At 59.7% G+C, this 25837-nt stretch carries 23 protein-coding genes, 5 tRNA genes and 1 other RNA gene; 22 read left to right on the forward strand and 7 right to left on the reverse strand.

The features are described from left to right. Window positions 1–2: 2 nt before the first annotated feature. Window positions 3–1187 (reverse strand): molybdopterin molybdotransferase MoeA, encoded by a 1185-nt coding sequence (locus tag QP027_RS00305; RefSeq protein WP_284825208.1) that lies wholly within the window; start codon window positions 1185–1187, stop codon window positions 3–5. Between the two features lie 76 nt (window positions 1188–1263). Between QP027_RS00305 and QP027_RS00310 the strand changes: the two genes are divergently transcribed. Then, complete coding sequence (locus tag QP027_RS00310) at window positions 1264–1521, forward strand: MoaD/ThiS family protein (protein WP_284825209.1); 258 nt, start codon at window positions 1264–1266, stop codon at window positions 1519–1521. Here the strand turns inward: QP027_RS00310 and QP027_RS00315 are convergent. After that, a complete protein-coding gene (locus QP027_RS00315; protein WP_284825210.1) occupies window positions 1518–2537 on the reverse strand; it encodes a histidinol-phosphate transaminase in 1020 nt (339 codons plus the stop codon). The genes QP027_RS00310 and QP027_RS00315 overlap by 4 nt on opposite strands. Window positions 2538–2594: 57 nt before the next feature. On the opposite strand from QP027_RS00315, the gene QP027_RS00320 reads away from it, so the two are divergent. Together QP027_RS00320 and QP027_RS00325 are read left to right on the forward strand one after the other, a co-directional pair. Then, window positions 2595–2684: transfer RNA gene (locus QP027_RS00320), tRNA-Ser, on the forward strand. Window position 2685: 1 nt separating this feature from the next. Continuing rightward, window positions 2686–2758 (forward strand) — tRNA-Arg (locus tag QP027_RS00325). Window positions 2759–2982: 224 nt separating this feature from the next. Here the strand turns inward: QP027_RS00325 and QP027_RS00330 are convergent. Then, complete coding sequence (locus tag QP027_RS00330; protein WP_284825211.1) at window positions 2983–3396, reverse strand: phage holin family protein; 414 nt, start codon at window positions 3394–3396, stop codon at window positions 2983–2985. Between the two features lie 36 nt (window positions 3397–3432). Between QP027_RS00330 and mgtE the strand changes: the two genes are divergently transcribed. From mgtE to QP027_RS00350, 4 genes are all read left to right on the forward strand, one after another. Continuing rightward, a complete protein-coding gene (mgtE, locus tag QP027_RS00335) occupies window positions 3433–4797 on the forward strand; it encodes a magnesium transporter (RefSeq protein ID WP_432418598.1) in 1365 nt (454 codons plus the stop codon). Window positions 4798–4807: 10 nt separating this feature from the next. Continuing rightward, the gene (locus QP027_RS00340; protein ID WP_284825212.1) at window positions 4808–5593 is read left to right on the forward strand and encodes a VOC family protein; all 786 of its coding nucleotides are present in this window, start codon (window positions 4808–4810) and stop codon (window positions 5591–5593) included. A gap of 187 nt (window positions 5594–5780) precedes the next feature. Next, the gene (locus tag QP027_RS00345) at window positions 5781–7370 is read left to right on the forward strand and encodes an SLC13 family permease (protein ID WP_284825213.1); all 1590 of its coding nucleotides are present in this window, start codon (window positions 5781–5783) and stop codon (window positions 7368–7370) included. Between the two features lie 90 nt (window positions 7371–7460). Next, a tRNA-Arg gene (locus QP027_RS00350) sits at window positions 7461–7533 on the forward strand. A 198-nt stretch (window positions 7534–7731) separates the two neighbouring features. Here QP027_RS00350 and QP027_RS00355 read toward each other — a convergent pair. Further along, window positions 7732–8760 (reverse strand): prephenate dehydrogenase, encoded by a 1029-nt coding sequence (locus QP027_RS00355; protein WP_284825214.1) that lies wholly within the window; start codon window positions 8758–8760, stop codon window positions 7732–7734. Between the two features lie 39 nt (window positions 8761–8799). Between QP027_RS00355 and QP027_RS00360 the strand changes: the two genes are divergently transcribed. The 7 genes from QP027_RS00360 (at window position 8800) to tgt (ending at window position 14247) form a co-directional block, all read left to right on the forward strand. Next, a complete protein-coding gene (locus QP027_RS00360; protein WP_284825215.1) occupies window positions 8800–9291 on the forward strand; it encodes a tRNA adenosine deaminase-associated protein in 492 nt (163 codons plus the stop codon). A gap of 35 nt (window positions 9292–9326) precedes the next feature. Next, window positions 9327–9755 carry a nucleoside deaminase gene (locus QP027_RS00365; protein ID WP_432418599.1) on the forward strand — a complete coding sequence of 143 codons (429 nt, stop codon included), beginning with the start codon at window positions 9327–9329 and terminating at the stop codon, window positions 9753–9755. 43 nt (window positions 9756–9798) lie between these two features. Beyond that, window positions 9799–9999, forward strand: a complete 201-nt coding sequence (locus QP027_RS00370) for a hypothetical protein (protein WP_284825217.1) — start codon at window positions 9799–9801, stop codon at window positions 9997–9999. Between the two features lie 82 nt (window positions 10000–10081). Then, complete coding sequence (locus tag QP027_RS00375; RefSeq protein WP_284825218.1) at window positions 10082–10291, forward strand: CsbD family protein; 210 nt, start codon at window positions 10082–10084, stop codon at window positions 10289–10291. 38 nt (window positions 10292–10329) lie between these two features. After that, a tRNA-Ser gene (locus tag QP027_RS00380) sits at window positions 10330–10417 on the forward strand. A gap of 135 nt (window positions 10418–10552) precedes the next feature. Continuing rightward, window positions 10553–12979 (forward strand): MMPL family transporter, encoded by a 2427-nt coding sequence (locus QP027_RS00385; protein ID WP_284825219.1) that lies wholly within the window; start codon window positions 10553–10555, stop codon window positions 12977–12979. An 11-nt stretch (window positions 12980–12990) separates the two neighbouring features. Then, complete coding sequence (gene tgt / locus QP027_RS00390; protein WP_284825220.1) at window positions 12991–14247, forward strand: tRNA guanosine(34) transglycosylase Tgt; 1257 nt, start codon at window positions 12991–12993, stop codon at window positions 14245–14247. Here the strand turns inward: tgt and QP027_RS00395 are convergent. After that, entirely contained in the window at window positions 14227–14901 is a 675-nt protein-coding gene (locus QP027_RS00395; RefSeq protein ID WP_284825221.1) for a queuosine precursor transporter, read from the reverse strand. The two genes, tgt and QP027_RS00395, sit on opposite strands and share 21 nt — an antisense overlap. Window positions 14902–14915: 14 nt before the next feature. Further along, window positions 14916–15659 carry a chymotrypsin family serine protease gene (locus tag QP027_RS00400; protein WP_284825222.1) on the reverse strand — a complete coding sequence of 248 codons (744 nt, stop codon included), beginning with the start codon at window positions 15657–15659 and terminating at the stop codon, window positions 14916–14918. 274 nt (window positions 15660–15933) lie between these two features. On the opposite strand from QP027_RS00400, the gene gluQRS reads away from it, so the two are divergent. Both gluQRS and QP027_RS00410 read left to right on the forward strand, forming a co-directional pair. Beyond that, window positions 15934–16866: a tRNA glutamyl-Q(34) synthetase GluQRS gene (gene gluQRS / locus QP027_RS00405; RefSeq protein WP_284825223.1), complete on the forward strand. Its 933-nt coding sequence runs from the start codon at window positions 15934–15936 to the stop codon at window positions 16864–16866. A 266-nt stretch (window positions 16867–17132) separates the two neighbouring features. Next, a complete protein-coding gene (locus tag QP027_RS00410; protein ID WP_284825224.1) occupies window positions 17133–18260 on the forward strand; it encodes a thioester-forming surface-anchored protein in 1128 nt (375 codons plus the stop codon). 148 nt (window positions 18261–18408) lie between these two features. On the opposite strand, the gene QP027_RS00415 is transcribed toward QP027_RS00410, so the two are convergent. After that, a tRNA-Ser gene (locus tag QP027_RS00415) sits at window positions 18409–18494 on the reverse strand. 127 nt (window positions 18495–18621) lie between these two features. On the opposite strand from QP027_RS00415, the gene ffs reads away from it, so the two are divergent. The 6 genes from ffs (at window position 18622) to QP027_RS00445 (ending at window position 25833) form a co-directional block, all read left to right on the forward strand. Further along, an RNA gene (gene ffs / locus QP027_RS00420) (signal recognition particle sRNA small type) lies at window positions 18622–18720 on the forward strand. Window positions 18721–18750: 30 nt separating this feature from the next. Beyond that, on the forward strand, window positions 18751–21249 hold the full coding sequence (locus QP027_RS00425) for a helix-turn-helix transcriptional regulator (RefSeq protein WP_284825225.1): 2499 nt from the start codon (window positions 18751–18753) through the stop codon (window positions 21247–21249). Window positions 21250–21323: 74 nt separating this feature from the next. Then, complete coding sequence (locus QP027_RS00430) at window positions 21324–22598, forward strand: aspartate aminotransferase type Ic (RefSeq protein ID WP_284825226.1); 1275 nt, start codon at window positions 21324–21326, stop codon at window positions 22596–22598. Next, window positions 22599–23168, forward strand: a complete 570-nt coding sequence (locus tag QP027_RS00435) for a suppressor of fused domain protein (protein ID WP_284825227.1) — start codon at window positions 22599–22601, stop codon at window positions 23166–23168. 20 nt (window positions 23169–23188) lie between these two features. Then, the gene (locus tag QP027_RS00440; protein WP_284825228.1) at window positions 23189–25405 is read left to right on the forward strand and encodes a DNA polymerase III subunit gamma and tau; all 2217 of its coding nucleotides are present in this window, start codon (window positions 23189–23191) and stop codon (window positions 25403–25405) included. Window positions 25406–25500: 95 nt separating this feature from the next. Then, window positions 25501–25833 carry a YbaB/EbfC family nucleoid-associated protein gene (locus QP027_RS00445; RefSeq protein ID WP_284825229.1) on the forward strand — a complete coding sequence of 111 codons (333 nt, stop codon included), beginning with the start codon at window positions 25501–25503 and terminating at the stop codon, window positions 25831–25833. Window positions 25834–25837: the final 4 nt, after the last annotated feature.

Here is a 25837-nt window from a genome sequence, read left to right on the forward strand (position 1 = left end):
CCTTATAGCGGGTAGACCTCGACGCGACCGCCCGAGGGGATCGTTGCGGTCTGCGGGATCCGAATTAAGCAATCGGCCGGCACCGCCTGCGAAATCAGATGCGACTCGGTGCCGCCGACAGGTGCTGCAAGGACGGAGCCGGAATCGTGGATCAAGCGGCCGCGCAGGAACTGGTCACGGTCAAGGAGACCGCGGCGACCCTCGGTAAGCTTCGCCTCGAATGGCTTCGGGGCGTGGCCAAGTACTGGTGCGACGAAGAGGCGAAAGCTGACCAGCGTGGAGATCGGGTTGCCGGGAAGCGAGATGACGGGGGTATGGGCGATCGTCGACAAGCCTTGCGGGCCACCTGGTTGCTGGTCGACGTGGCCAAACCAGCCGGAGCGTTCCAGCACCTGGCGTACAACCTCGTACTTGCCGTGGCTGATGCCACCGGAGGTGACAATCGCATCCGGGGCGTACTCCGCGACGATGTTCTCCAGGTCAGACTTGAGGCGGGCGGGATCGTCGTCGGTACGCACGTGGCTGACTACGTCGATGCCGTAGCGGTGCGCCAGCGCCTCCAACATCGGCTCGTTGGCATCGGGGATGGCTGCTGCACCGTTAACACCGATCTCGGCGCCGCCGGTGACAGTGACGATGCGTCCGGGGCGGTACACCTCAAGCCCGCCGCACCCCTGGCTGGCCAGCGTGGCGACGACCGCCGGTGTCACCCGCGTTCCCGCCTTGACCACCACGTCGCCGGCCTGGATATCCGATCCAGTCGTGCGCATAAACTGACCTGGCTGCATAACCGGGACCTGGATAAACGCGCCTTCCTCCGAGAAAAACGCCGGCTGGCAATCCTCGATCGGGACGATGCCCGCTGTGCCTCGCGGCAGCTTCGCACCCGTCATGATCGGCACGATCGCGTTGGTGATCCCGTTGGGGTACACGTAATCCGGGTCAGTGCCGGCAGGAATCGTTGGGCCCACGCGGAACTGACCCGGCGTGGCACCCACCTGCAGGACCGATAGCGCGTAGCCGTCCATCTGCGAATTATCAAACCTCGGCGAAGCAAACTCCGCGACCACATCCTGAGCCGCCGTTGCCTGGTAGCGCGCAGCATCGATCAGGCCCATCGTTGTCGTGGGTCGAGTGCCCAAGTGGCGGCGAATCTCTGCGAGATGCTGCTCGGGGGTGCGTGCCATGCCGGCGCCTCCAATGTTGCTTGCCTTTTAAACCCATGTTACGCCGTGAAAAATCGACGCTATAGTTGACCATATTATGGACATTCACTACTTCGCCGCAGCCCGCGCAGCCGCAGGAACAGCGTCCGAGACCTTGGATGGCAGCTTTGGCACGCTTAACGACGTCCTCACCGCCGCGGCCGTCAACCATTCCGGAAAGACCGATGCCGGCATGGAACTGGCCGATATCTTCGACCGATGCACCTTCTTGATTGACGGCAAGCGCGCCGAACGCGAAGCATCCGTGGAAGGCGCCGAGCGCATCGACGTCCTGCCGCCCTTTGCCGGTGGCTAGTTGAATGTATCCCAGGCTTTGAGAAGCTGATCGGCCTCTTCGCGGTTGGTCACGGTGATGCGCAGCCCCTCCGGGAACGCGCGGGTGAGCACACCCTGCTCCGCGAACTTGGCCGCGAGCTGGTCAGCATCCACGCCCGGTAACCACACGAAGTTGGCCTGGGAACGAAATGCCCCGATGCAGTCTGCTACTTCGTCGCGAATTGCCACGGTTTCCTCGGTGCGTTCCAGCAGCTCGTCGGCGGCATTGAGCGATGCCAGCGCCCCGGCCTGTGCCACCGCGGAGACGCTGAACGGGATCGCGACTTTGTCCATCGCCGCGATGATTTCCTCGGAGCCAAACGCGTAACCCACGCGCACGCCCGCGAGTCCGTACGCCTTGGAAAAGGTGCGCAGGCCCACCACGTTTGGATACTGCTGGATCGCCTCGGTGGCCACCACTGTGTCCTCGGCCCGGTTGTACTCAAAGTACGCCTCGTCTAGTCCCACCACGACGTTGTCTGGGACCTTGGCCATGAAGTCGTCGAACTCGGCCTGGGTGATCGTCTGGCCAGAGGGATTATTTGGGTTGCACAGGAAGATGAGGGAGGTGGAGTCGTCGATAAGCGCGGCCATGGTGTCCAGATCGTGGTTGCCGTTTTGAAGAAGTGACACCGGGCGAGGCTGCGCGCCGACCACCTGGACAAAGATCGGATACGCCTCAAAGCTGCGCCACGGGAAGATGACGTTGTTGTCGGACGTTGTGGTGATCTGCACCAGTTGCTGACACAGTGCGCTGGAGCCATTTCCTACAGTCACCTGCAGTGGGGCGACCTCCAAATGCTCGGCGAGCGCTTCTTTGAGCTCGGCTGCCCCCATGTCCGGGTAGCGGTTCGCTGTGGCGGCGGCCTGCGACATTGCCTCGACGGCGCTCGCGAGCGGGGCGGTGGCAACCTCGTTGGAGGAGAGCTTCACGGCGTCGGGCTGGCGCTTGCCGGGGACGTAACCAGGAATGGAGGAAAGGTCAGGGCGGATCATGGTTGACAGTGTAGTTTGGTTAGAACCGCACGTGTTGGGTACCATACGAAAAGGCTTGGAGATGTGCCAGAGAGGCCGATTGGGGCTCCCTGCTAAGGAGTTGCCCGTTCACGCGGGCCGCAGGTTCGAATCCTGTCATCTCCGCCACGCGCCCGTAGCTCAACGGATAGAGCATCTGACTACGGATCAGAAGGTTGGGGGTTCGAATCCCTCCGGGCGCACGTGTAGGCGCTGACTGCTTTCGGGTGGTCAGCGCCTTTTTGCTTAATGCATCTAGGGCGTTCGGGATTTGGCTTATGCGATTCGGTGCATAACCTCTCTACCTGCCGGGATTCCGTGGCAAGCATCGGGGTTGCGCGCACATCCCGAACGGCAGAACCCGAACGCCCCGGATGGCCCACGGGAGCTCAACGACCGCCCTCGAGATGCGGCGAGTAGACAGGGGCTACCGGTCTGAACGGTTACGCTGCGGCATAACCAGCAGACCGCGCACGATCGCGATGATCGCGGCGCCGAAAAGCGCCGGCCAGAAACCGGAGATCGTCAGGCCAAGACCGAACTGGTTGGACGCCCACGCCGTAATGGCGAAAACCGCGGCGTTGATTACCAGCGCGAAAAGGCCAAGCGTGATACAAGTGATGGGCATGCCCAGCAGGTCGAGCACGGGCTTCACCACCGCGTTGACCAGCAGGAACACCACGGCCACGCCGAGGAAGGTGAGCATTCGGTCGTTCTGGCCGTCGCCAACCATTGGCTCGGCCGGCGGAGTAACCTCGATCCCGGGAATCAGGGCGCTGGCTACCCAGAGGGCGAGTGCGGTGATGATGATGTCGAAAAACCAGGTAGTTACACGGTTCATAATTCCGAGTGTAGCGAGCAAAGCAGAAGGAGTCTCATGCGTACACAGCAGGCTGACGCTGCCCGCCGGATGAAGCAAATCATGCGCTCCGCCAAGGACATCCCCCCGGAGGATGCCGAAGAACTGCAGACGATGCTCAGCGATATGCGTCGCACAGACATCATCCAACTCATCGAGCGCACCAACGCCGATCGCGGCGCACTGATCATCCGCCTGTTGCCCCAGCCTCGCGCGACGAAAGTGTTCGACGCGCTAGACACTATGCATCAGGCGTCGATCACACACGCGCTGGGCAGTGACAACGTCACGTCGTTCTTCGACGCTTTAGGTCCCGAAGACCGTGCCATGCTTCTCGACGAACTCCCCGCCGAAGTCGCCGAAACGATGCTCCAGGAACTGCAGCCATCGGCACGCGACTCCACGTGGACCGTGCTCGGCTACGACAAAGGGACGCTGGGAAGGCGCATGTCGCCCGAGGTTCCTGACATTTTCCCGGGGATGACGGTGGATGAGGTCGTCGCCAAGCTGCGCGAGGGCGCCGACGATGTTGAGACGATCTACACCCTCCCCGTGATCGAGGAGGACCGGACACTAGTTGGGGTGACCACGTTGAAGCGTGTGTTCACCGCGGATGGCGCTACGCCGGTAGGGGAGCTACTGGAGGAGTGGCCGTCGGCGAAGGCGACAGACGGCGCCGAGGAGACCGCGCGGTGGTTCCTACCCCTGGACTTGTTGGCGATTCCGGTGGTGGATGATGCACATAAGCTCGTGGGCATCTTGACTGTCGACGACGCCCACGACATCGTTGAGCATGCCGACACCGAGGACTCCGCGCGCTCAGGTGGCTCCGAACCACTGCAGCAGCCCTACTTGGCCACGCCCGTGGGAAAGCTCGTGCGCTCGCGCATCGTGTGGTTGGCGGTGCTGGCGTTGTCGGCGCTGCTCACGGTGCAGGTGTTAGACATCTTCGAGTCCACGCTGGAAAAGGCCGTGGTCCTCTCGCTGTTTATCCCGCTGCTCACCGGTACCGGCGGCAACACGGGCAATCAAGCGGCCACCACGGTGACGCGCGCGCTGGCACTTGGCGACGTTCGCAAGCGCGACATCGTCCAAGTCATGTGGCGTGAACTTCGCGTGGGCGTGCTGCTCGGCGCGGTCCTGGGAACGGTTGGCTTCTTCCTTGCGTGGCTGGTCTACGGGCTGCCCATCGGTGCGATCATCGGCTCGACGCTGTTTTTCGTCTGCGCGCTCTCGGCGACGGTGGGCGGTGCAATGCCGATCATCGCCAAGGCGGTCGGGGCTGATCCGGCGGTTTTCTCCAATCCGTTTATCACCACGTTTTGCGATGCAGCGGGGCTGATTATCTACTTCCTCATCGCCAAATCAGTACTGGGCATTTAGCATTTTCCTTATGACATCTGACAAGCACGGAGCACCGGTCTGGATGGACCTCTCCACGCATGACTTGCAAGGCTCTGCCCAGTTCTACGCCGACGTATTCGGCTGGGAATTTGAAGACCAAGGCGAAAGCTTTGGCCACTACAACTTGATTACCAAAGACGGCAAACTCATCGGCGGGGCCATGAGCTCCCTCATGGGTCCCGAAGGCCCCACCGCTGAGCCACAGGCTCCCACCGCTTGGGGAGTTTTCCTCGGCACCGACGACATCCACACGGCGGCAGCCGCAGTCACCGACAATGGTGGCCAACTCATCTTCGACCCCCTTGACGTCAGCGGACGCGGCTGGATGGCGCTCGCGCTCGACCCCGCAGGCGCCCTCGTCGGACTGTGGCAGTCGGAGGAGTTCGTCGGCACGCACACAACAGATACCCCCGGTTTCCCGTGCTGGTTCGAGTGCATGACCACCGATTTCGATGCTGCGAAGCCTTTCTATGAGGCGGTCTTCGGCTGGCAGCCCACCGATACCAACGATGCCGGCTTCCGCTACGCCACAAACTTCCCGCTCGATCGCGTGTCGGCGGGGCTGTGTGACGCAGAGGCGTTCGTCGATAAGCCATATTGGCGTAGCTACGTGCTTGTCGACGACTCCGATGCCGCGGCCAGGCGGATCCAGGCGTTGGGCGGGGCGATCACGGATGGTCCGCAGGATTCGCCTTTTGGACGATTGTATACAGCGGTTGACCCGCAGGGAGCCACCTTCCAAATCCTTTCCGGGGACGGCGAAACTAACCCTTAATTAGGGTAGAAAACCGGTGGCATATCGCCTTTTGCAAACTTAAGTTGAATTGCTGGAGTCAATTCCGGAAAAACTAGGTCTTCGTGGGGGTAGACATATAACGTTTGTTGCAGGAAAAATCATCACTGTTTCATTGGAGACCCCTGTGAAAAGTGGGATCAAACGTTAAAAATCAGGAGGGACACCAGTGTCTACCCCAGTCGTGGAAGATAACACGGCCGTACCGGATGGCGAGTTGAGTGAAATCCGCGAAGAACGCGAATGGCACCGCCAGGCATTCGGCATCATCCTTGGCCTCGCACTAGGCCTACTTGTCTACTTTGTGTTCCCGAGCAACGCCGCAGAAACCGTGCTGCAGTCCTCCGGCGCCGACCCAGAAGTAACCTACGACGCCACCAACATGCGCATCGTCGCAGCCGTCACCGTCTGGATGGCTGTCTGGTGGATGACGGAGGCGATCCCACTGGCCGCCACCGCGCTCATCCCCATCGCTGTCTTCCCAATCGCGCAGGTGGCGGAATTTAAGGACGTCGGAGCGCCGTACGCTTCCTCGACTATTTTCCTCTTCCTGGGCGGATTCCTGCTTGCACTTGGCCTGCAGCGCTGGAACGTGCACCGTCGCATCGCCTTGGGCGTGGTCATGATCGTGGGTATCTCACCAAAGCGATTGATCCTCGGCTTCATGATTGCAACCGGTTTCATGTCTATGTGGGTATCGAACACCGCAACCGCAGTCGTGATGTTGCCGATCGGTATTTCGGTACTCTCGCTGACCGCTGACACCGTCGGTGGCTGGCGCCATCAGAAGAAGTTCGCAACAGCTCTCATGCTGGCGATCGCTTACTCCGCATCCATCGGCTCCCTGGCTACCCTGATCGGTACCCCGCCAAACGCCTTGCTCAAGGGGTACATGGAAGAAGCACATGGCATCACCATTGGCTTCGGCGAGTGGATGATGGTCGGCTTGCCGGTTGCGATCAGCTTCACCATTATTGCGTGGCTGGTTCTGATCACCGTGTTTAAGCCAGAGATGGACTCCATTCCAGGTGGTAAGCAGCTTATTCGCGACGAAATCAAGAAAATGGGCAAGTGGACCACCCCACAGATCATTGCAACGATCATTTTCGTAGTGGCCGCATTGACCTGGGTGTTCCTGCCACTCTCCAGGGATCACTTTGGCTGGGACTTCACTTATGATGACGCTATCGTCGGCATAATCGCTGGCCTTTTGATGTTTACCATTCCGGCTAACGGCAAGACTGGTGTGCGTATCCTGGACTGGAAGACTGCTAACGAGCTGCCGTGGGATGTCCTCCTCCTCTTTGGTGGCGGTCTTGCGCTATCGAGCATGTTTACAAAGACTGGCTTGTCCCTATGGATCGGTGAGAAGGCAAAGGCGTTGGAAGTTCTTCCGACATTCCTCCTCATCGGCGCGATCGCGATCCTGGTCCTGGTTCTTACTGAATTCACTTCGAACACCGCAACTGCTGCGACCTTCCTGCCAATCATGGGTGGTGTCGCCGTGGGTATTGGCCTGACCGGTGGAGAAGCTGGCGACATGAATGTTCTGCTGCTGACCATCCCAGTTGCGTTGTCCGCAACCTGTGCGTTCATGCTGCCGGTGGCAACTCCACCAAACGCGATCGCGTTCGGCTCCGGTTATGTCCGCATTGGCGACATGATCAAGGGCGGTATCTGGCTCAACCTGATTGCTGTGGTCCTGATTACTCTGGCAACTTACTTCATCGCCGTTCCAGTGTTCGGACTTAACATCTAGTTGAACGTCGGGTTAACGCCTTTGACCATACGTTTTGTAGCTTTGCTTGTGGGCGGTGTAAGGTAAGTTCTCGTTGCCAACAAGCAATGCGCGCCCGTAGCTCAACGGATAGAGCATCTGACTACGGATCAGAAGGTTGGGGGTTCGAATCCCTCCGGGCGCACGGTGCGAAAGATCCCGATCACTTAGGTGGTCGGGATCTTTGCTTTGTGGGTGGTGTCGATGCAAGCCCGGCATCGAAAGCGAAATCCGCCTCCCTCTAGCGCAAACTGACCTTTGCAAACTGACCTTTACCAGCGAACCGAAAACCGGCTACTTGGTAAAGGCCACTCTGCAAAGGTCAGTTTGGCAAAAAGGCGCCTCAGAACACCTCGATGCGCCCGCCCAAAGACTCAGCCTGGACCAGCTGGCGCACCCATCCCTTGCCGCCAGGGTGCAGGCGCATCACAGGACGCGAAGAGATCTTGACCGGCGACACGGATTCACGACGAGCCCCCGAACGCGCCTCCAGGCGGGTGTGGGCGCGGTGACCGGCGTCGACAAGCGCCTCAATGTTCGGGTTATCCGTGTCTAGGTTGTTGCGCGCCTGGGTGAGCAGCTTGATCATCTCGTCCAGGGAGTAAACCAGCGCGGCGGCGTTAGTTTCGCACATCGCGCGGACCAATTCAGGTGCGGTGCCTGCGACGCGGGTTGCGTCCTTGAAGGAACCAGCAGCCAAAGATTGCGCCAAAGTGCCACCGTTGTCGCCGACGATTGAAAGTGCCTCGGCGATCACGTGGGGGAGGTGGGAGACGCGACCCACTGCCTCGTCGTGAGCGCGCACGGAGACGGGGATGGCCTCGGCGCGGGTGACGGCAACCATGCGACAGACGTCGATGAAGAGTGAGACCCATTCGGCAGGAATTGCCAAGCCGTCAACTTCTAGGTCGCGGGCATAGTCGTAGGTGATCACCCAAGCGGCGCGGACGAACAGCTGTTCCTTGGAGGCGGACCAGCCGGAGAATTCAGTGCCCGCCATCGGGTGGCCGCCGACGTAGCGCGATTCCATGCCTCGCTCGCGCACGAGGTCGTAGACGGGCTTCTTCACGCTGACCACGTCGGTCATGCCACAGTTCGGGGCGTGTTCGGCGATGGCATCGAGGACGCTCGCGACGGCCTGCATCGGCACCGCGATGACCAGCACGGCGCCGTCGGATTCGGCGCGCTGCAGGGTTGCCACTAGGTTGTCGGAAACGTCGAAGCCTTCTTTGACTGCGGCGCGCGTGCCGGAAGTGGAACGGTTGTAACCGTAAACGGTCTGCTTGTGCCGAACGAGGTCGCGCATGAGCGAGCCTCCGATCAGGCCTAGGCCAATAATGCAGATGGGGCGGGACACGTCTCTTGAACTCACGGTGACAAGTCTTACACACTCCGACTACTCTGACTAGGCATGGACACCAATCAGGGCTACCCCGATGGGTATGCGGTCACGGTTTCGTGGATCGATGGCGCATGGAACGTCGCGAAGTTTAGGGACGATTTCACTCACTTCTCCACGGCCGTCGACGCAGTGCGGAATCTCCGCAGCGAAGGGGCTGCTTTCGCATTGCTGTGCGTGGAGGACGAGTACCTGGTCATCGTGCGTCCCGGCCCGAACCGGGTGCACGCGTTGATCTCCGACGCGACGATGGCAGTTGACGACGACTACGCCGCCGAGGTCCTCGACGAGCTCGGCATCGAGATCCCAGACCTTGACCCTGATGAGCTGGACGAGATCGACGGCTGGGCTGACGGTGACTTTGGCATCCTCGACAACGTGGGCCTCTCCGAAGAGCTGTTAAGCGTGCTTGTCGACGACCAAGACGCCTACCCGTCCGATATCATCCAGCGGATCGCCGACGAGCTGGATTTCTCCGACGAGCTGGAGCGCGTTCTGCGGTGACTCTTTCGGCACCCGAGCGTCAAGCTCAGGAGAGGATGCGACGCGCGATCGAGGTCGCACGCACCACACCGGTGGGTGACGTGCCCGTCGGGGCCGTGATCTTCGACTCGGAAGGGAAAGAGATTGCGTGTGGGGTGAATCGTCGTGAAGCGTTGAGCGACCCCACAGCCCACGCCGAGGTTGAAGCGATCCGCGCGGCAACGGCGCAGCTGGGGACGTGGCGCCTGGAGGGGTGCGAGCTGGTGGTCACCCTCGAGCCGTGCACGATGTGCGCAGGCGCGATCCTAGGCGCACGGGTGGGAAGCCTTGTGTACGGGGCGTTCGAGCCACGGACGGGCGCTGTGGGCTCGCTTTTCGACGCCCTGCGCGACGTGGACCAGTTACACACCGTTGAGGTGCGGGCGGGGGTATTGGAAAGCGAGTGTGCGCAATTACTCACCGGGTTCTTTGAACAGCTGCGCTAATCTCGAGTGAGATACATTCATTTAGCCGATAAGGAGCAAGAACATGGCAGGCAACCCGATGGATAAGGCGAAGGATTTCGCGGATCAGGCTGATGTGATCGTCGATAAGGCGCAGGAGATCATTGACACCGCGCGTGAGAAGGCGGGCAACAACGAGCAGGCGAAGAAGATCATCGACGCGGCGGACCAGATTCAGGACAAGGCTGAAGAGATCGTCGATCGCGTACAGGGAACCAACAAGTAATCGTTATCATGCGTTGACCTTTATGTAGTTACGGTGGGTGGTGTACACCGAAACCGAACAACTTACTTAAAGGAGCAACACCATGGCTAACGAAAAGTTTGAGAAGCTCGGCGGCAAGATCAAGGAAGGCGCCGGCAAGGTAACTGGCAACGAGTCTCTGGAGAACGAGGGCCGCGCTGACCAGACCAAGGCAGGCATCAAGGACAAGGCAAAGGACGTTCGCGACGCAGTCGAGGACAAGGCGAACGAGACCCTGGGTGACTTCCAGGCTCGCGAAGACGCTGACCGCTAATTTGGTTCCAAGGCCGTCTAACCGTTAATCTACTTGGCGGTAGTGTGTCCGAGCGGCCGAAGGTGCTCGCCTCGAAAGCGAGTGAGGGTAAAACCTCCGCGGGTTCAAATCCCGCCACTACCGCCAAAGCACTGATAAGCCCCCGCCACACAGGTCGGGGGCTTATTTGCTGCAATCCTTTAGAATAGGTGAATGCGTGCTTGCTGGCGAAAGCCACACGAGCGTTCACTTACTTCCCTCAATCAAGAAAGCCAAGATACCGTGGCCAAACTCCTGTTCCGGTTAGGGCGCTGGTCCTACAACTTCAAGTGGCGAGTCATCATCACCTGGCTCATTCTGCTGGTGGGTGTCGCAGCGGCAGCGTTGTCGCTGCAGAAGCCGTTCACCTCGCAGTTCGCCATCTCCGGAACTCCCGCTATTAACGCCACGGCGATGTTGGTGGAAAACTTCCCCGATCAGCCCAACCCGGTCAAAGCCGCCGGCGTGAATTTGGTGTTTAAGGCGCCCGACGGCGAGACCCTGGAAGACCCCGATAACTACGAGGCGGTCAACGACGTCATCAAGCATCTAGAGGACAACCTCGCGATGACGGGCACCGAGCGCTTTGGCAACCCCGTTGATGTTTCCCCGAAGCAGACCGAAACCATCATTCAGATGGAAACAGAGATGGGTCTGCCACAGGAAACCGCAGAAGCTGACGCCGCGAACGTCGCCTTGCTTACCGACGACAAGCGCATCGGTTACACCACCTTCAACTTTGATTCGCCTTCGTCGTTTGAGGTGAAGCAGTCTGACCGTGACATCGTGACAGAAGCGATGGAGATCGGACGCGAGGCGGGCCTGCAGGTGGAGGCCGGTGGCGCTGGTTTCGGTGATCCGATCCAGGTAAAAACAACCAGTGAGATCATCGGTCTCGTGGTTGCATTCTTCGTGTTGATCTTCACATTTGGCTCGCTGGTGGCCGCCGGTATGCCGGTGATCTCTGCAGTGATCGGCGTGGGTATTGGCGCGCTGCTGATCGTGTTGGCCACCCACTGGGTGGAACTTACCGATGTCACCCCGGTTCTTGCGGTGATGATCGGACTTGCGGTGGGCATCGACTACGCCTTGTTCATTCTCTCTCGCTATAGGCAGGAGAGGCAGCGAATGTCCGGGCCGGAAGCCGCCGGCATGGCGGTGGGTACTGCGGGCTCCTCGGTTGTCTTCGCCGGATTTACGGTGTTTACGGCACTGGCAGCGTTGACGATCGCGCGCATCGAGTTCCTTACCTGGATGGGACTTGCGGCTGCGGTCACAGTCTTGATCGCCGTACTGGTCGCGTTGACTCTGATCCCGGCGATGCTGGGCGTTGTCGGCGACCGTGCTTTTGCGGGCAAGGTCCCGGGAGTGGCAGGCAATCCCGCCCGTGGCAAACGCCTGGGTAAGGATTTGACCAAGAACTCCATGGGGCGCAGGTGGGTTAACTTCGTTCGTCGCGTCCCGGCCCTCGTGATGGCTGTCGTTGTCTTGTTCTTGGGCATCTTGTCCGCCCCGGTGCTCGGCATGGAGCTGGCACTGCCTTCAGACTCCACCAGCAACAAGGACACTACGCAGCGTAAATCCGCCGACCTCATCGCGGAGGGATTCGGAGAGGGCGTGAACTCGCCATTCCTCGTCGTGGTCGATGCGCACAGCGTCAACCCAGAGGCCACTGTCCTGCAGCCGTACATGGCGGCGCAGGAGGGTACAGATCCGGTGACTGCGGCGTCGCAAAGCTCTTTCCTGTATGCAGTTAACGAGCTCAACCAGGTCAGCGGTGTTAAGCACGCGCAACTGGTCAGCGCGAACGACGACAACACCGCCGCACAGATTTTGATTACCCCGACCACGGGACCCGATGACCAGTACACCGTCGCGGTCGCTGAAGCGTTGCGCGCTCAGGGTGAGCAGATCCAAGATTCCACGGGTTCAGAGATCGGGCTGACCGGCCTGACTGCTGTGCAGATGGATATCACCGAGGCTCTTGAAGGTGCTATGCCGCTCTACCTCGCAGTAGTCGTCGGACTGGCGATCGTGCTGTTGCTGTTGGTGTTCCGTTCCATCATGGTTCCGGTTGTGGCCGGTCTTGGTTTCTTGCTGTCCGTGGGTGCATCCTTCGGCGTAACTGTGTTGGTCTGGCAAGAAGGACTCTTCGGCTTGGTCAACACCCCGGGGCCGTTGCTATCCTTCCTGCCGATCTTCTTGATCGGCGTGACCTTCGGCCTGGCGATGGACTATCAAGTCTTCCTTGTCACGCGTATGAAGGAGCAGTACACCGCGTTGGGCGGGGAAGAATACTCCGGCGGTGTGCACAAGGCGGTGGAGCGCTCCACGGTCGAGGGCTTTGTCCAAGGTGCCCGCGTGGTCACCGCCGCCGCGGTGATCATGATCGTGGTCTTCGTGGCGTTTATCGACCAGCCTCTGCCATTCATCCAGATCTTCGGCTTCGCGCTGGGTATCAGCGTGTTCTTCGACGCGTTCTTCATCCGCATGGCGCTGGTGCCTGCGACCATGTTCATCATGGGGCGTGCCACCTGGTGGATGCCAAAGTGGCTGGACAAGATCCTGCCTGACCTAGACGTTGAAGGCTCCGCGTTGGAAAAGGAGTACGACGCAAAACTGGAGGCACAGGCAGCCCACACTGAGTCGATGCAGAAGGTCTCATCGTAGACTGGACGACTATGACTGACGTGCAGCACGACGATATCTCCTTCGAGGTAGGGACCCAGCTCGACGAGGCCCCCGGCCGCCATGGCCGCACCGGCGTGATCCACACGCCACACGGCGACATCCACACCCCGGCGTTTATCCCCGTAGGCACTAAAGCCACGGTGAAAACGCTGACCCCGGAGCAGATCCGCACCACCGGCGCCCAAGCCATCCTGTCCAACGCCTATCACCTGTACCTGCAGCCCGGACATGACATTGTCGACGAAGCCGGGGGCCTGTCTGAGTTCTCTAACTGGAACGGTCCCACCTACACCGACTCCGGCGGCTTCCAAGTCATGAGCTTGGGCGTCGGCTTTAAGAAGGTTCTGGCCATGGACACCCAAAACCTCAAACGCGAGGACATCCGTGCCAAGGACAAAGAGCGCATGGCCAAAGTGGATGAGGACGGAGTGAACTTCAAGTCCTTCATCGACGGTTCCATGCACCGCTTCACGCCCGAGGTGAGCATGCAGATCCAGCACGGACTCGGTGCCGACATCATGTTCGCTTTCGATGAGTTGACCACGCTGGTGGATACTCGGCAGTATCAGGAGGAATCCGTCGAGCGCACCAAGCGCTGGGCGGCCCGCTGCATCGACGAACACACCCGTCTGACCAACGAGCGCAGCCACCGCCCGAAGCAGTCTCTGTGGGGAGTGGTGCAGGGTGCGCAGTACGAAGACCTGCGCCGCCACGCCACTCAGGGGCTACTTGAGCTCGATCGCCAGAAACGAGACGAGGGCAAGCGCGGGTTCGGTGGTTTTGGCATCGGAGGCGCTATCGAGAAGGAGAACTTGGGCACTATCGTTGGTTGGGTCACCGACGAACTGCCGGCGGAAAAGCCGCGTCATCTGCTGGGTATCTCCGAGCCGGATGATTTGTTCGCTGCCGTTGAAGCCGGTGCCGATACTTTCGACTGCGTCGCTCCGACCCGCCTCGGCCGACGCGGTGGCGTGTACACCCTCGATGGGCGCCTGAACCTCATGAACGCCCGGTTCAAGCGTGATTTTGCAGGTGTTGACGAAGAATTCGGCGGGTACGTCTCGGAGAACTACTCCCGCGCTTATATCCACCACCTGCTCAAAGCAAAGGAATTCCTCGCCGGCACCCTGTGCACGATGCACAACCTCGAATTCATGATCCGCTTGGTGGATAACATCCGCGACGCGGTGCGCGAGGGCCGCTTCGAGGAATACCGCGATGAGTTCCTAGGCCGCTACTACAGCTAGTTCTTCCTGCGCCCGGCTTTCGTAGCGTCGCACAAAACTAATCGTGGCGTAGGTGATGGGTAGAAGGACAACCTCGAGCAGGGTCTTCCACAGGAAACCAACGATGACGTAGTTGATAAAGTCCCCGCCGGTGGCAATGCCGATCACCGGTGCTGCGATGGTGCAGAAGATTAGAGTGTCACCGAACTCGCCCACGATGGTGGAGCCGATGAGTCGCGCCCACAGATTGTCCGGGCCTAGCTTGGCCTTCATGCGAGTCAGCACCCATGCGTTGAGTAGCTGGCCTACAACATAGCCCGCGAGGGACGCGGCGACGATCTGCGGAACCAGCCCCAGGATCAGGGCGAACTCGCTCTGGTTCGGGTAAAAGTCCGCGGCAGGAAGCCAAATTGCCAGGTAGAACGAGATGACCGCAAGGATTGTCACGCCGAAGCCAGTGAAAATTGCGCGCCGGGCGGGCTTGAAGCCGTAAACTTCTGCGAGAACGTCGCCTAATACGTAGGACAGTGGGAAGAGGAAGAAGGCACCGTCGGTGATCAGCGGCCCGATGGCAACGCCTTTCGATGCGGTGATGTTAGAGATCAAGAAGACCGCGACGAACACGGCCACAATGACCGGGTAAGGCGAGCGCGTGACATAGTTCATAGCGCTCATTCTGGCATATCGGGCTAGTGGACGATCACGGCGTCGTCGAAAAGCGGCCCGTTCAGCGGCTGGCTAGCTAAAACTGGCTGGTCAGCATATCCGCCCTGCAGCAGTCCGACAGGGTGTAACGTGCCGTTATCCAGGGCGAATACCGGGCCGCCGGAGTCACCGTGACCCGCGACGGCCGAGAAATTCACGCGGCCGAACTCGTCCGTCGAGGTGTAAGGGCCGCAGCTGAGCCCCGATTTTTGCCCGAGCACGCATAGGGTGGGCTGAGCGCGTGCGACATAATCGCTGCTCGCAGCGTCTCCGAAAGCAAGATTTGTGATGGGAATCCGTGATTGCACACGCTCCCGATCGGTCACGCGAATCAGCGAGCGATCAAAGCCACTCCCGTAGAAGCGCTGGTCAACCTGGCCAAACTCGTGCCAGTAACCGTCGCGATCCACGATGCCGAAGCGGGTTCCCTCCTCGCCGCAGTGCGCGGCAGTAGAGACGAAGCGCTCGCCATGTTTATCGACGATCCACCCAGCCGAGCAGTAGACACCCTTTTCGGAAACAATCTGCGCGCCGGGCAGCACCTTGTCTGGGTGTGTGAGTACGTGGCGGGCGGTGTCGTCGTGAAGCACTCCCTGTGCGTTGAATTTGCTCAGGTCAATGTCGTGCGCTGGTGAGTGTCCGACCGCGCTGGGCAAGGCGGCGGAGCCGATGAGAAGCGTCGAGACTAGCGCAGATATGGCGGATGCGAGTCGTACCGTTGTGCGCATGCCGGTCTCTCTTCCCAAGGATTTTCGTTGACATTACAACGATGCCCCTTATTGGTTGCTTGGGCAAATGTCCGATTGTTGCTGAGAAGCAGGACTAAACCAGGCATTTGTGAAACTAGTTTTGGGGGAAAATTGATGCTTCCTGCGAGGTGGGAGGCCTGCGGTTTTGAGTTTGATCAGTGTGACCCGTGGGGCGAGAGGTAGGAGGCGCCTTCGGAGCCTGAGAAACTGGGGGTAAAGAGCGGGGGAGTAACCCTGGCGTACCCTGGTCAGCATGAACAATGCCACCGAGCCGACAACAGCCGGCCGCTATGCGCCTTCGCCGAGTGGGGATCTGCATTTTGGCAACTTGCGCACGGCGCTTTTGGCGTGGATCTTTGCCCGGCGAACGGGCCGGGACTTCCTTTTGCGAATAGAAGATATTGATACAGCGCGCTCAAAAATGGAATTCGCGCACCGCCAGATCGAAGACCTGGAGGCGCTCGGCCTGACATTTGACGGGGAGGTGCTTTTTCAATCGCAACGCTGTGGCGCCTACGAAGATGCGCTGGAAACGCTGCGTCGAAGCGGGCATCTCTACGAGTGTTACTGCTCCCGCAAGGACATCCGCGAAGCAGCTTCCGCCCCTCATGGTGTGCAGGGCATGTATCCAGGCACCTGCCGGGAGCTTTCCAACGAGCAGCGCGCCTCGCGCCGAGCCGAGCTGGAAACCCAGGGACGCGTTCCCGCCTTGCGACTTCGTTCGGAGGTGGCCGATTTTACTACCCGTGACTTTTTCGCAGGCGAGGTCACGGCGCCGATCGACGATGTGATTGTGCGTCGCGGTGGCAACAAGGGGCAGGGCCAGGATTGGGCCTATAACCTCGCGGTGGTGGTTGACGATGCATTTCAAGGCATCGACCAGGTAGTGCGTGGCGACGACCTGCTCATGCAGGCCCCCGCGCAGGCGTATTTGGGATCGGTGTTGGGGTTCCCGCCGGTGGAGTATGTGCACGTCCCACTGGTGCTCAACGCGGCAGGGGAACGGTTGGCCAAACGTGACGGAGCGGTGACGCTGCGTGAGATGGCCGAGTCGGTGGGACTTGGCGGAGTGATTACGCTACTCGGGGAGTCGGTTGGTGTCGCTGGAGCGACGTCAGCTGAGGAGATTCTTGAGCGATTTGAGTGTGGAGATTTCTCCCGCGAGCCATATGTCTGGCGTGGCTAACAGGGTGTGCAATTTCTCAGGAACCAGCCCTGTGTCTCAGGTGTGTAAATTTCTCAGCGCGATAGGATTTGTAGTCCAGCGCGTAGAGCTGCGGTGACGATTCAGTTGTTTCAATTCTGTAACTTTGCTGGATTTCTAAGTAATTAGCGTAAAACCTTAAAATAAACTAGACGAACCTTGGTTGGCTAGATACACTTTCCACTGGCTCCCGACCGCGAATGTGGCAGAAACTGCCAACGCCTCGGGAGGTTGAGGAAAGGCTCATCGTGACACAAAGTAACGCGCTTTACACACACTCCATCGCGGCGGCGTTCGTGGCCGCACTGGCGATGCTCTTCGGTCTCGCACACGCTGCCCCAGCGCAAGCGCAATCGGAGCAATATGGCATTGAATTTGAAATCCGCCACCCAGGAAACACCAAAATGATGTGGGCGGGGGATAAGGGTTCTGTCGAACAGTCCCCAGCAAACGTGGTCTACGGCTTCAACTCCTCCCGTGAACACCCGTTCCGCGGAGTAGGCAAGGGTGGCGTGATCGACGCAACCAAGGTTGTTGCCACCGGGGAGCGCATCCAAGGCTTTGCCGACGCTCCACTGTCTGTGCGCAAACCAGCCTGGACCGACAAATCCCTCGAGCGCAACATCTTGGAAGTGATGGAGACGGGGTACCCCATCGATGTCCTCGGCCTGCAAAGTAACTACGGCCTAACCGATGCGCAGTTTTATGAGGTCACCCAGCGCGCCCTCTGGCACTACACCGATAGCGACATCCTGTACGAGTACCCGCATAACTACTCCCCGCAGATGCGCAAGACCTATTCCATCCTGGTCGAGGGCTACGGCGCAGATTCCCCGCGTGCGCAGGTTCCGGACAACCTCGCATTGGAGATGTACGCCATCAAGGACGGTGAATACCAAAACCTGCTGACCGCGACGCGCGTAGACAAAGTCACGGGGAACCGCCTTGCCGATTTCGTTCCTGAGGCTGACCAGGTCGCTGGTCCGCCGGAGTTCGACGAACAAGCCGAGTCCGCTGCAACGGATCGGTGCGATATGAACTCCACCGTGGCCAACCCCGTCGCTTGGATGATTCCGCTGGGCACCTTCATTGCCTCCGGTGGCGTCCCAGCTGCAGCCGTGGCCGAACAGTTTGACACTGTCAGCGAGCGTTTCGACGATGTCATCGCCCAAAACTTCCCGCACTGGGGTCGCGAGGGCTCCCTAGCGGACCAACCTGAGTCGGCGCAGAAACTGCGCGAATCCCTGCTCAAGGTAAACAAGCGACTTTCGGGTGTCGATCCTGCTGCTGGTCCGGCCTCGGTCGGTGCAGAACTGGTTGCCATCGGCATCGGTGGTACCCAGATCACAACAGACGTGTGCGGAGAACGCAAGTAGAAACTTCTGCTTGACGACGAACCCCTGCCGGAGCGCGCCGGCAGGGGTTCTTTCGTTGCTCATGACCCGCAGTGCGGAGTGAAGGGGGAGCTGAAAACAAAATGCCGTGAAGCAAAAATTGCTTCACGGCATTTCGTATTTTCTCCTGCGGAGGATGTGGGATTTGAACCCACGAGGGTATTGCTACCCGCACGCGTTCCAGGCGTGTGACATAGGCCGCTAGTCGAATCCTCCATGACTTACGTCGAGGTCTTACTGTAGTTCATCGCGGGCTAATCAACAAAACGGCAGGTGATTCAATGGATCCGGTGATTGGCAGAATGGCATTTGGCTTCTGGACTTTCAGCGGGCTAAGGTGTGATTCAGGATCTCACGCGGTGTGTATCTTGTGAACTCCCCCAGGGCAGGAATGCAGCAAGGGTCAGCGAGCTCTCGCAGGTGCGTGAGGTCCCCTTTTGTCTTTATAGGATAGTGTCGCTAGCAACAAGTCGTGCGTAACTGGGAGGGGCCGGGCATGGGCTGGATCAGCGAACCCTCGTTGGCAAAGGAGTTTGACCTCGATCCCGAGGTGCTCAACGCCGTGATTGATCGTGTAGCGCAGAAGCTGCATGCAAAGCTCGCGACAGGCCAGCTCTTTTTCACGCGCTTGCCCAAGGAATACCTAGCTGCCCAGATACTGGTCCGCGCCATGTCCACCCTTGATCCGCAAAACGAGCCTCGCTGCTTTAATTTCGATACCCGACGGGACGCCGAGTCGCTGCGAATCGAATTTGCAGGGCCACTCGTTATCGATGTCACCGGTCCTCTCAATCGGTGCTCCAGCGACAGTCGCGAGGAAAACGCCAACCGGCTGCGTTCCCGGAAGTCCAAGACTGTCTTGGCGCTGCAAACCAACGATCTTTCTATCGCCGAGTCATATGTCGTGCGCGCGGATAACGTGTTCACCGATTCGGATTTGCTGTTGAGCCTGACGGATTTGGAAGAACTCTCGGGTGAAGGGGTAGTCGTCGAAAAGCTTCTCGACGAAACCGGTGGCGTCCCAGGGTTCGTCGTCGCTGCGTTGACCGATCACGCGCGCGGCAAAGCTCGGGCTTTTCCGGCGATGGCGCGGTCGTGGGCTCGCGAAATCGTGCCATTGGTCACCAACAATTTAGCTTTAGACGCGATGGTATGGCTGCCTCCAATTGCGGAGTATTCGCTGCGCACGATCGTCAATCAGGTGGCGCCCGATGGGCTGGGCGAGATGCAGTTGGTCTCCGCGCTCGCTTCTCCGGCAGTCGTGGCTGCTGGGACTTTTCCGCCGGCATACCCGTGGCAGCTGAAGGCGGCGCTGCAGGAGCTTTCGCTTTACGACGATGCCTTCTGCCCACTCCACGACTATGTTTCGCTGGCTAATAGCGATCTGGTGCCATTCCCGGACCGGATCTGTGCATTAGCTGCGGAGCAGTGGTGGGAGGAACTCGATGCTCTGATCCGGACGCGGCCGTGCTGGTTGATATTAGTGCCTGTGTCTGTCCGCAGGCGATTGGTGGCGCTGTTCCCAGCGGCGATTCCGACTTCATTGACAGGTCTGGACACTGCGAAGAGGTTCTTTGCGGGTGAACTCACCCAAGAGCACGTATCGGGCAAGAATCCGATGTGGGCGGAGCTAATTGACCTAGTGCCGGGCACGGAACGTGTTCGTCGCCAAGCTTTTGCCTCGCCGGGTTTTGAACCGGTTAGCGACGTCGCACGAGAACTAAACGAGTTCATCATGCGCTTTACGGTGACGGGGCCACGGGTGGAGACACCGTTGCATGATCCGGACTCCGCAGTCGAGTTCCTAGATCTGTGCCGGACGTTGATCACAGAACACATCCGCAAGGTTACGGAAGCGCGCGAGCCAGAGATTCTCGATGACACCGCGATGTTGATTGTCTTGCTAAACACCCAAGCAGACTTAGCGATCGATCTCGGCCTGATTTCAATTGCCGATGACTGCTCGTTCCAGGCACAGCTGCTGTTGGGGCGCCTCGGAGGTGCAAGCGACGCCTACGCGCCGCTATACGCCAACGTTTTGGCGGTGCGGGCGTTTGTGTCAGGCATGGTGGGTAACAACCAGGCGGCGGCTGGTTTTATTGAACGCTACCGTGACTTGAGCGGGCCGACCATTCCCGAGTTGGATTCGATGGTGGATCTAGCTGAGCTGTTGCGACTTGATGAAGAGTGCATTCGGAAGACGATTCCATTGCATGTGGAAATCGAATCGATTCATGCTGCTACCGAGGCTTTCTGTCAGGGTGTGCGAGTGGCTAGTGGGTACGGTCAAGATGCGGCGATTAGTTACTGGCGCTCCATTCACGATCGTGTGGAGTGGTCTGCAGCGGCCACGTGGCGCATGTGGCCGGTGCGGGCAGCGCTGGTGTCGCTGTATGGGGTGAATGGACAGCCCAAAGAGGCCAGAGCTTGGCTCGATGCTGGGTGGCTTCCGCAACCTCTGCAGCGCCTAGCTGAGATCATCATTGACCTGCAGGTACAGCCGGAACAGTCTCTTGAGGAATTGGAGAAAATTCTCGGTGAGTTTAACCTGCCGACTCGCTGGCGCATGATTGCGCTGGGTTACAAGATCGAATGCCTCATTCTCATGGGAACCGGTGAAGGCGAGATCGCTGTCGCTGTACGCGGCGAGAACTGGGCAGAACACATCGGGCTGTCGTCGATTCTGCCCGAAAACGCACGCCAAAGAATTGTCGAGCACTACGGTTTTGATGTGTCCGAATTTCCTGGGCTGCAACCGCACACTGGCCAATCGGTCGAGGAACTTTCGGAGCGTCAGCTCCAGATCCTCGAGTTGCTGGCCACAGGCAAACTGCAACGCGAAGCTGCCGACGAACTTGGAATTAGCACGGAGACTGTGAAAGCGACGTCGAAGAAGATTTACCGAAAGCTTCACGTTGGAAACTTGCAGGAGGCAGTACGCGTTGCCCGTGCTCAGGGCTGGTTGCAGTAGCTTCTCCATCGGATGTCGGGGTTCAAGACTAGGATGATGGGCGAACTTATTTCCAACCAGGAAAGCTTAAGAATATGTCGCTGCTAAATCTTGAATCGACCGAGCTTGCGGAGCTAAGCCAGAAAGTCCGCGCTGAATATGAAGAGCTCAAGGCAAAGAACCTCAAGCTCGACCTTACTCGTGGTAAGCCATCTGCTGAGCAGCTTGATTTTGCTGACGAACTCTTGGCTCTGCCCGGCCAGGGAAATTACCGCACTGCTTCTGGTGAGGACGTACGCAACTACGGCAACCTCAAAGGCATCGAAGACATTCGCGCCATCTGGGCCGAACTGCTCGGCGTTTCAGTAGACAACATCTTCGCCGGTGATTCTTCCAGCCTGAACATCATGTTCGATTTGGTGTCCTGGTCTTACCTCTTCGGCAACAACGACTCTGAGCGCCCGTGGAAGGACGAAGAGAAGGTCAAGTGGATTTGCCCGGTTCCTGGTTACGATCGTCACTTCACCATCACTGAGACTCTCGGCTTCGACATGGTGACTGTTCCGATGCTCGAAGACGGCCCAGACATCAATGCCATCGAGGAACTAGTTAAGGACCCACAGGTCAAGGGCATGTGGACGGTCCCGGTCTTCGGTAACCCAACCGGAATTTCGTTTAGCGAGGAAGTCTGCGACCGTCTGGCAGCCATGGAAACTGCAGCAGCCGATTTCCGAATCATCTGGGACAACGCCTACGCCGTGCACACACTGACCGACGAGTTCCCAGTGATCCACGATGTTGTCGGCAAGGCAGCTGCAGCAGGCAACCCGAACCGTTTCTGGGTGCTTACCTCCACCTCCAAGATCACTCACGCGGGTGGCGGCGTCTCCTTCTTCGCGTCCTCCGCAGACAACTTGGCCTGGTACTCGAAGATCGCGGGCGTTCGCGGCATCGGCCCGAACAAGGTCAACCAGCTTGCTCACGCGAAATATTTCCACGATGCGGAAGGCGTCAAGGCAGTCATGCGCAAGCACGCAGGCTCCTTGGCTCCCAAATTCGACGCCGTGTTGAACACCCTCGAAGAGCGCCTTGGCCAATACGAGGTTGCGCGCTGGACCAAGCCAACCGGTGGCTACTTCATCTCCCTCGATGTGATCGACGGCACCGCCAACCGTGTGTGGGAACTCGCTCGCGACGCAGGCATCAAGCTCACTGAGGCTGGCTCATCCTTCCCGCTGCACCAGGACCCGAACGACCGCAACATTCGCTTGGCGCCGTCCCTTCCTCCGCTCGAAGAGGTCACCGAGGCGATGGATGGCGTGGCAACCTGCGTGCTCCTCGCCGCGATCGAGAAGCTAGAGGGTAAATAATTGACCGGAGAGGAAATCGCAGTCTGGCTCTCCAACATCTATGGCGGAGCCATCGAACTCAAAGACATCGAAGGCGTAAGAATTGCTTTCGTGACGCTTGGCGACGACACCCGCACCGCAACCACCTGTGGGTTTTCCCAGGTGGACACCGGTCTGGCATTGCAAGACGACAAGTCAACGGATGTGCGGTGCGAGATCGTGATCCAGTCGGATTCCGCCAGTGACGAAGAGTTAGCTGCCGCCCTCATCGGCCTGTGGGGTGTTCTGGCGCGCGCGCCTGGAACTATCCCCGCACAACCAGGAACTTCCGTACCCAACGCCGTGGTTCAGTCTCCGCTGGCCGCGGTTCCAGAAGTGACCGTGAAGCATGCCGTGCTGCGCGAGCCACAAATCTTCGATCAAGGCACTCCCTCATTGTCCGAAGAGGGACGTATTACGTTGCTGCTTGAAGCAGTGCTGTTGACTGATGAAGAGTTCGGCATCGTACAAACTCAAGGCATGGATCGCGTGTCTACGCGCCTGCGCCGACGGGCCACCAACCTCGGGGACTTCCGCCGAGACGCGGACTAGGGGAAGGTAGGGTTAGTTCCGTGGCTTTGTACCGGAAGTATCGTCCCGCATCCTTTGCGGAACTTGTAGGACAGGATCAAGTAACCAGGCCGTTAAGCATGGCGCTGGACACTGGTCGAATTAACCACGCCTACTTGTTCTCCGGTCCGCGCGGCTGTGGCAAGACCTCGTCCGCGCGCATCCTGGCTCGCTCGCTGAACTGCGTCGAAGGACCAACCTCCACCCCGTGTGGCGTGTGCCCCTCGTGTGTTTCACTCGCCCCAGGTGGGTCGGGAAATCTTGACGTCACCGAGCTGGATGCCGCCTCCCACCGTGGTGTCGATGACATGCGTGAGCTGCGTGATCGGGCCTACTATGCGCCCGCCGAGTCGCGCTACCGCGTCTTCATTATCGACGAGGCCCACATGATCACCAACGAGGGCGCCAACGCGCTGCTCAAGATCGTGGAGGAGCCACCTGAGCACCTCATATTCATCTTCGCGACCACCGAGCCAGAAAAGATCATCGGCACGATCCGTTCGCGTACCCACCATTACCCGTTCCGCCTGCTCACCCCGCAGGCGATGCGGGAACTCCTCGTCCGCACCGTCGAGTCAGAAGGCGTTGCCGTAGACGAAAACGTCTACCCGCTGGTCATCCGCGCGGGTGGAGGTTCTCCGCGCGATACCCTCTCCCTCCTTGATCAACTTCTGGCGGGCAGCGGCCCCGCTGGCCTGACCTATGACGAAGCACTCCCACTCCTCGGTGTGACCGACCTTTCGCTTATCGACGACACCGTCGAGGCCCTTGCTGCCTACGATTCCGCGGGTGCGTTCAAAGCCGTGGATAACGTCATCGAAGCAGGCCACGAGCCCCGCCGATTTGCGATCGACCTGCTTGACCGTCTCCGCGACCTCATGATCATCCAGTCAGTACCGGATGCATTCGGCCAAGGTCTTGTCGACGCCCCTACCGACCGCGCCGAAATTCTCTCCGCCCAGGCAGCCAAGTTCACCACTGGTCATCTAGCGCACCTTGCCAGCGAGGTCAATGACAGGATTTCCTCCCTGCGCGGTGCGACCAGCCCGCGCTTGCTCTTGGAAATCATGATCGCGCACCTTTTGGTTGCGCCGACGGCAGCGCCGACCATCTCGCCTGGGCAGCCCGCCGAGGCGCGCAATCCGGCTCAGCCACAACCTGCGCGTGGCGCTGGGGGAGCCGCTGCTGCTGCGGCGGCAGCCGCGGCCGCAGCAGCATCGTCGAAGACGGTAAAGACCAAGTCCACTCCGGCTCCTCAGCGTGCGCCACAGCCCGCGCCCCCGAAGCCAGCGCCGGCGCCTGCACCAGAGCCTGCACCAGAGCCTCAGCAGGAAGAACAGCCTGCTGGAAAGGCAGAGGTGGTCGTCGATAAGCACGACGATCTGCTAGAAACCGTGCGTGAGCAATGGACCGAGCTGCGCCAGTACGTCGGCGGGCGCAACAAAGTTGCCGAGATCATGCTCACCGAGGCTCGAGTGTTGGGAATGGAAGACAACACGATTGTTCTCGGCCACAATACCGGCGCGTTGGCGCAGCGCATCAACGCTGACCGCAACAATGCAGATATTGTCGCTGCGATGTCGGAGAAGCTCGGCACGCAAGTAGCGGTGAAGTGTGTCATCGGCACTGATCCTGCGGCGGCCGGTTTCAGCACGCAGGAGAAAAAACCCGAGGTGTGGAACCCCGCAGCGGAGAAGCCAGCCGCGGAGCCCGAGCCTGAACCTGAGCCCGTCCCGGAACCTGAACCGGCCGCCAATGGCTGGGGAGCGCCCGCGAGTATTCCGGGCCAGCCTGCACAACCGGCCACCCCTGCGGCCCCACAGCAAGCGGTAAAGAAACCGGAAACTGCTCAGTCGAATGATTGGCTTGCTGCGGCCCAGCGCGCTACGCAGTTGGCGGCGAAAAAGTCCAAGGAAGCTCGCGACGAGATTCCGCTTCCGCCCGAGCCGATGGACGATGATCCGCCACCACCGGACGTCGATGATGCACCAGCACCAGCACCAGCTCCACAAGCACCAGCGCCGACACAGCCCGCACCTCCGCCAGAAGTGCCGACGCAAATGCCAACGCAGCCGGCCCCTGTTCAGCCGCCGTCACGTGACGACGAAGAGCGCGCCATGGTCGAGCAGGCTCAAGAGGAAGGATCCTTGGATCACCGCGACGCGACTGCAGTGGCCATGGAGATGCTGCAAAAGGAATTGGGCGCGAAACCGCTTTAAGGTTGTTCGCTACGGGCGAGCTTTCTCACCCGTCAGGCTGAGTTCATGCGCGCTAGACTGGCAGGCAATTAATTCATCACAGAAAGGCTTTCACCATGACTCAGCCAGATATGAACGAACTGATTCGCCAGGCAGCAGAAGTCCAGGCTCAGCTTCAGCAGGCACAGGAAGAATTGCTGGCGGCGACCGTTACCGGCACCGCTGGAGGCGGTTTGGTTACCGTCACCATGACCGGTGGCGCAGAAATGACCGACGTTGAGATCAAGAGGGAAGCCGTCGACCCTGAAGATGTTGAGACCCTCCAGGACCTGATCCTCGCTGCATACCGCGACGCTCACACCCAGGCGAGCCAGCTTGCTCAGGACAAGATCGGACCGATGACCGGCGGCATGGGCGGCGACAGCCCATTCGGCGGCCTGATGGGCTAAAAGC

The organism is Corynebacterium breve (assembly GCF_030252165.1).
Lineage (GTDB): Bacteria > Actinomycetota > Actinomycetes > Mycobacteriales > Mycobacteriaceae > Corynebacterium > Corynebacterium breve.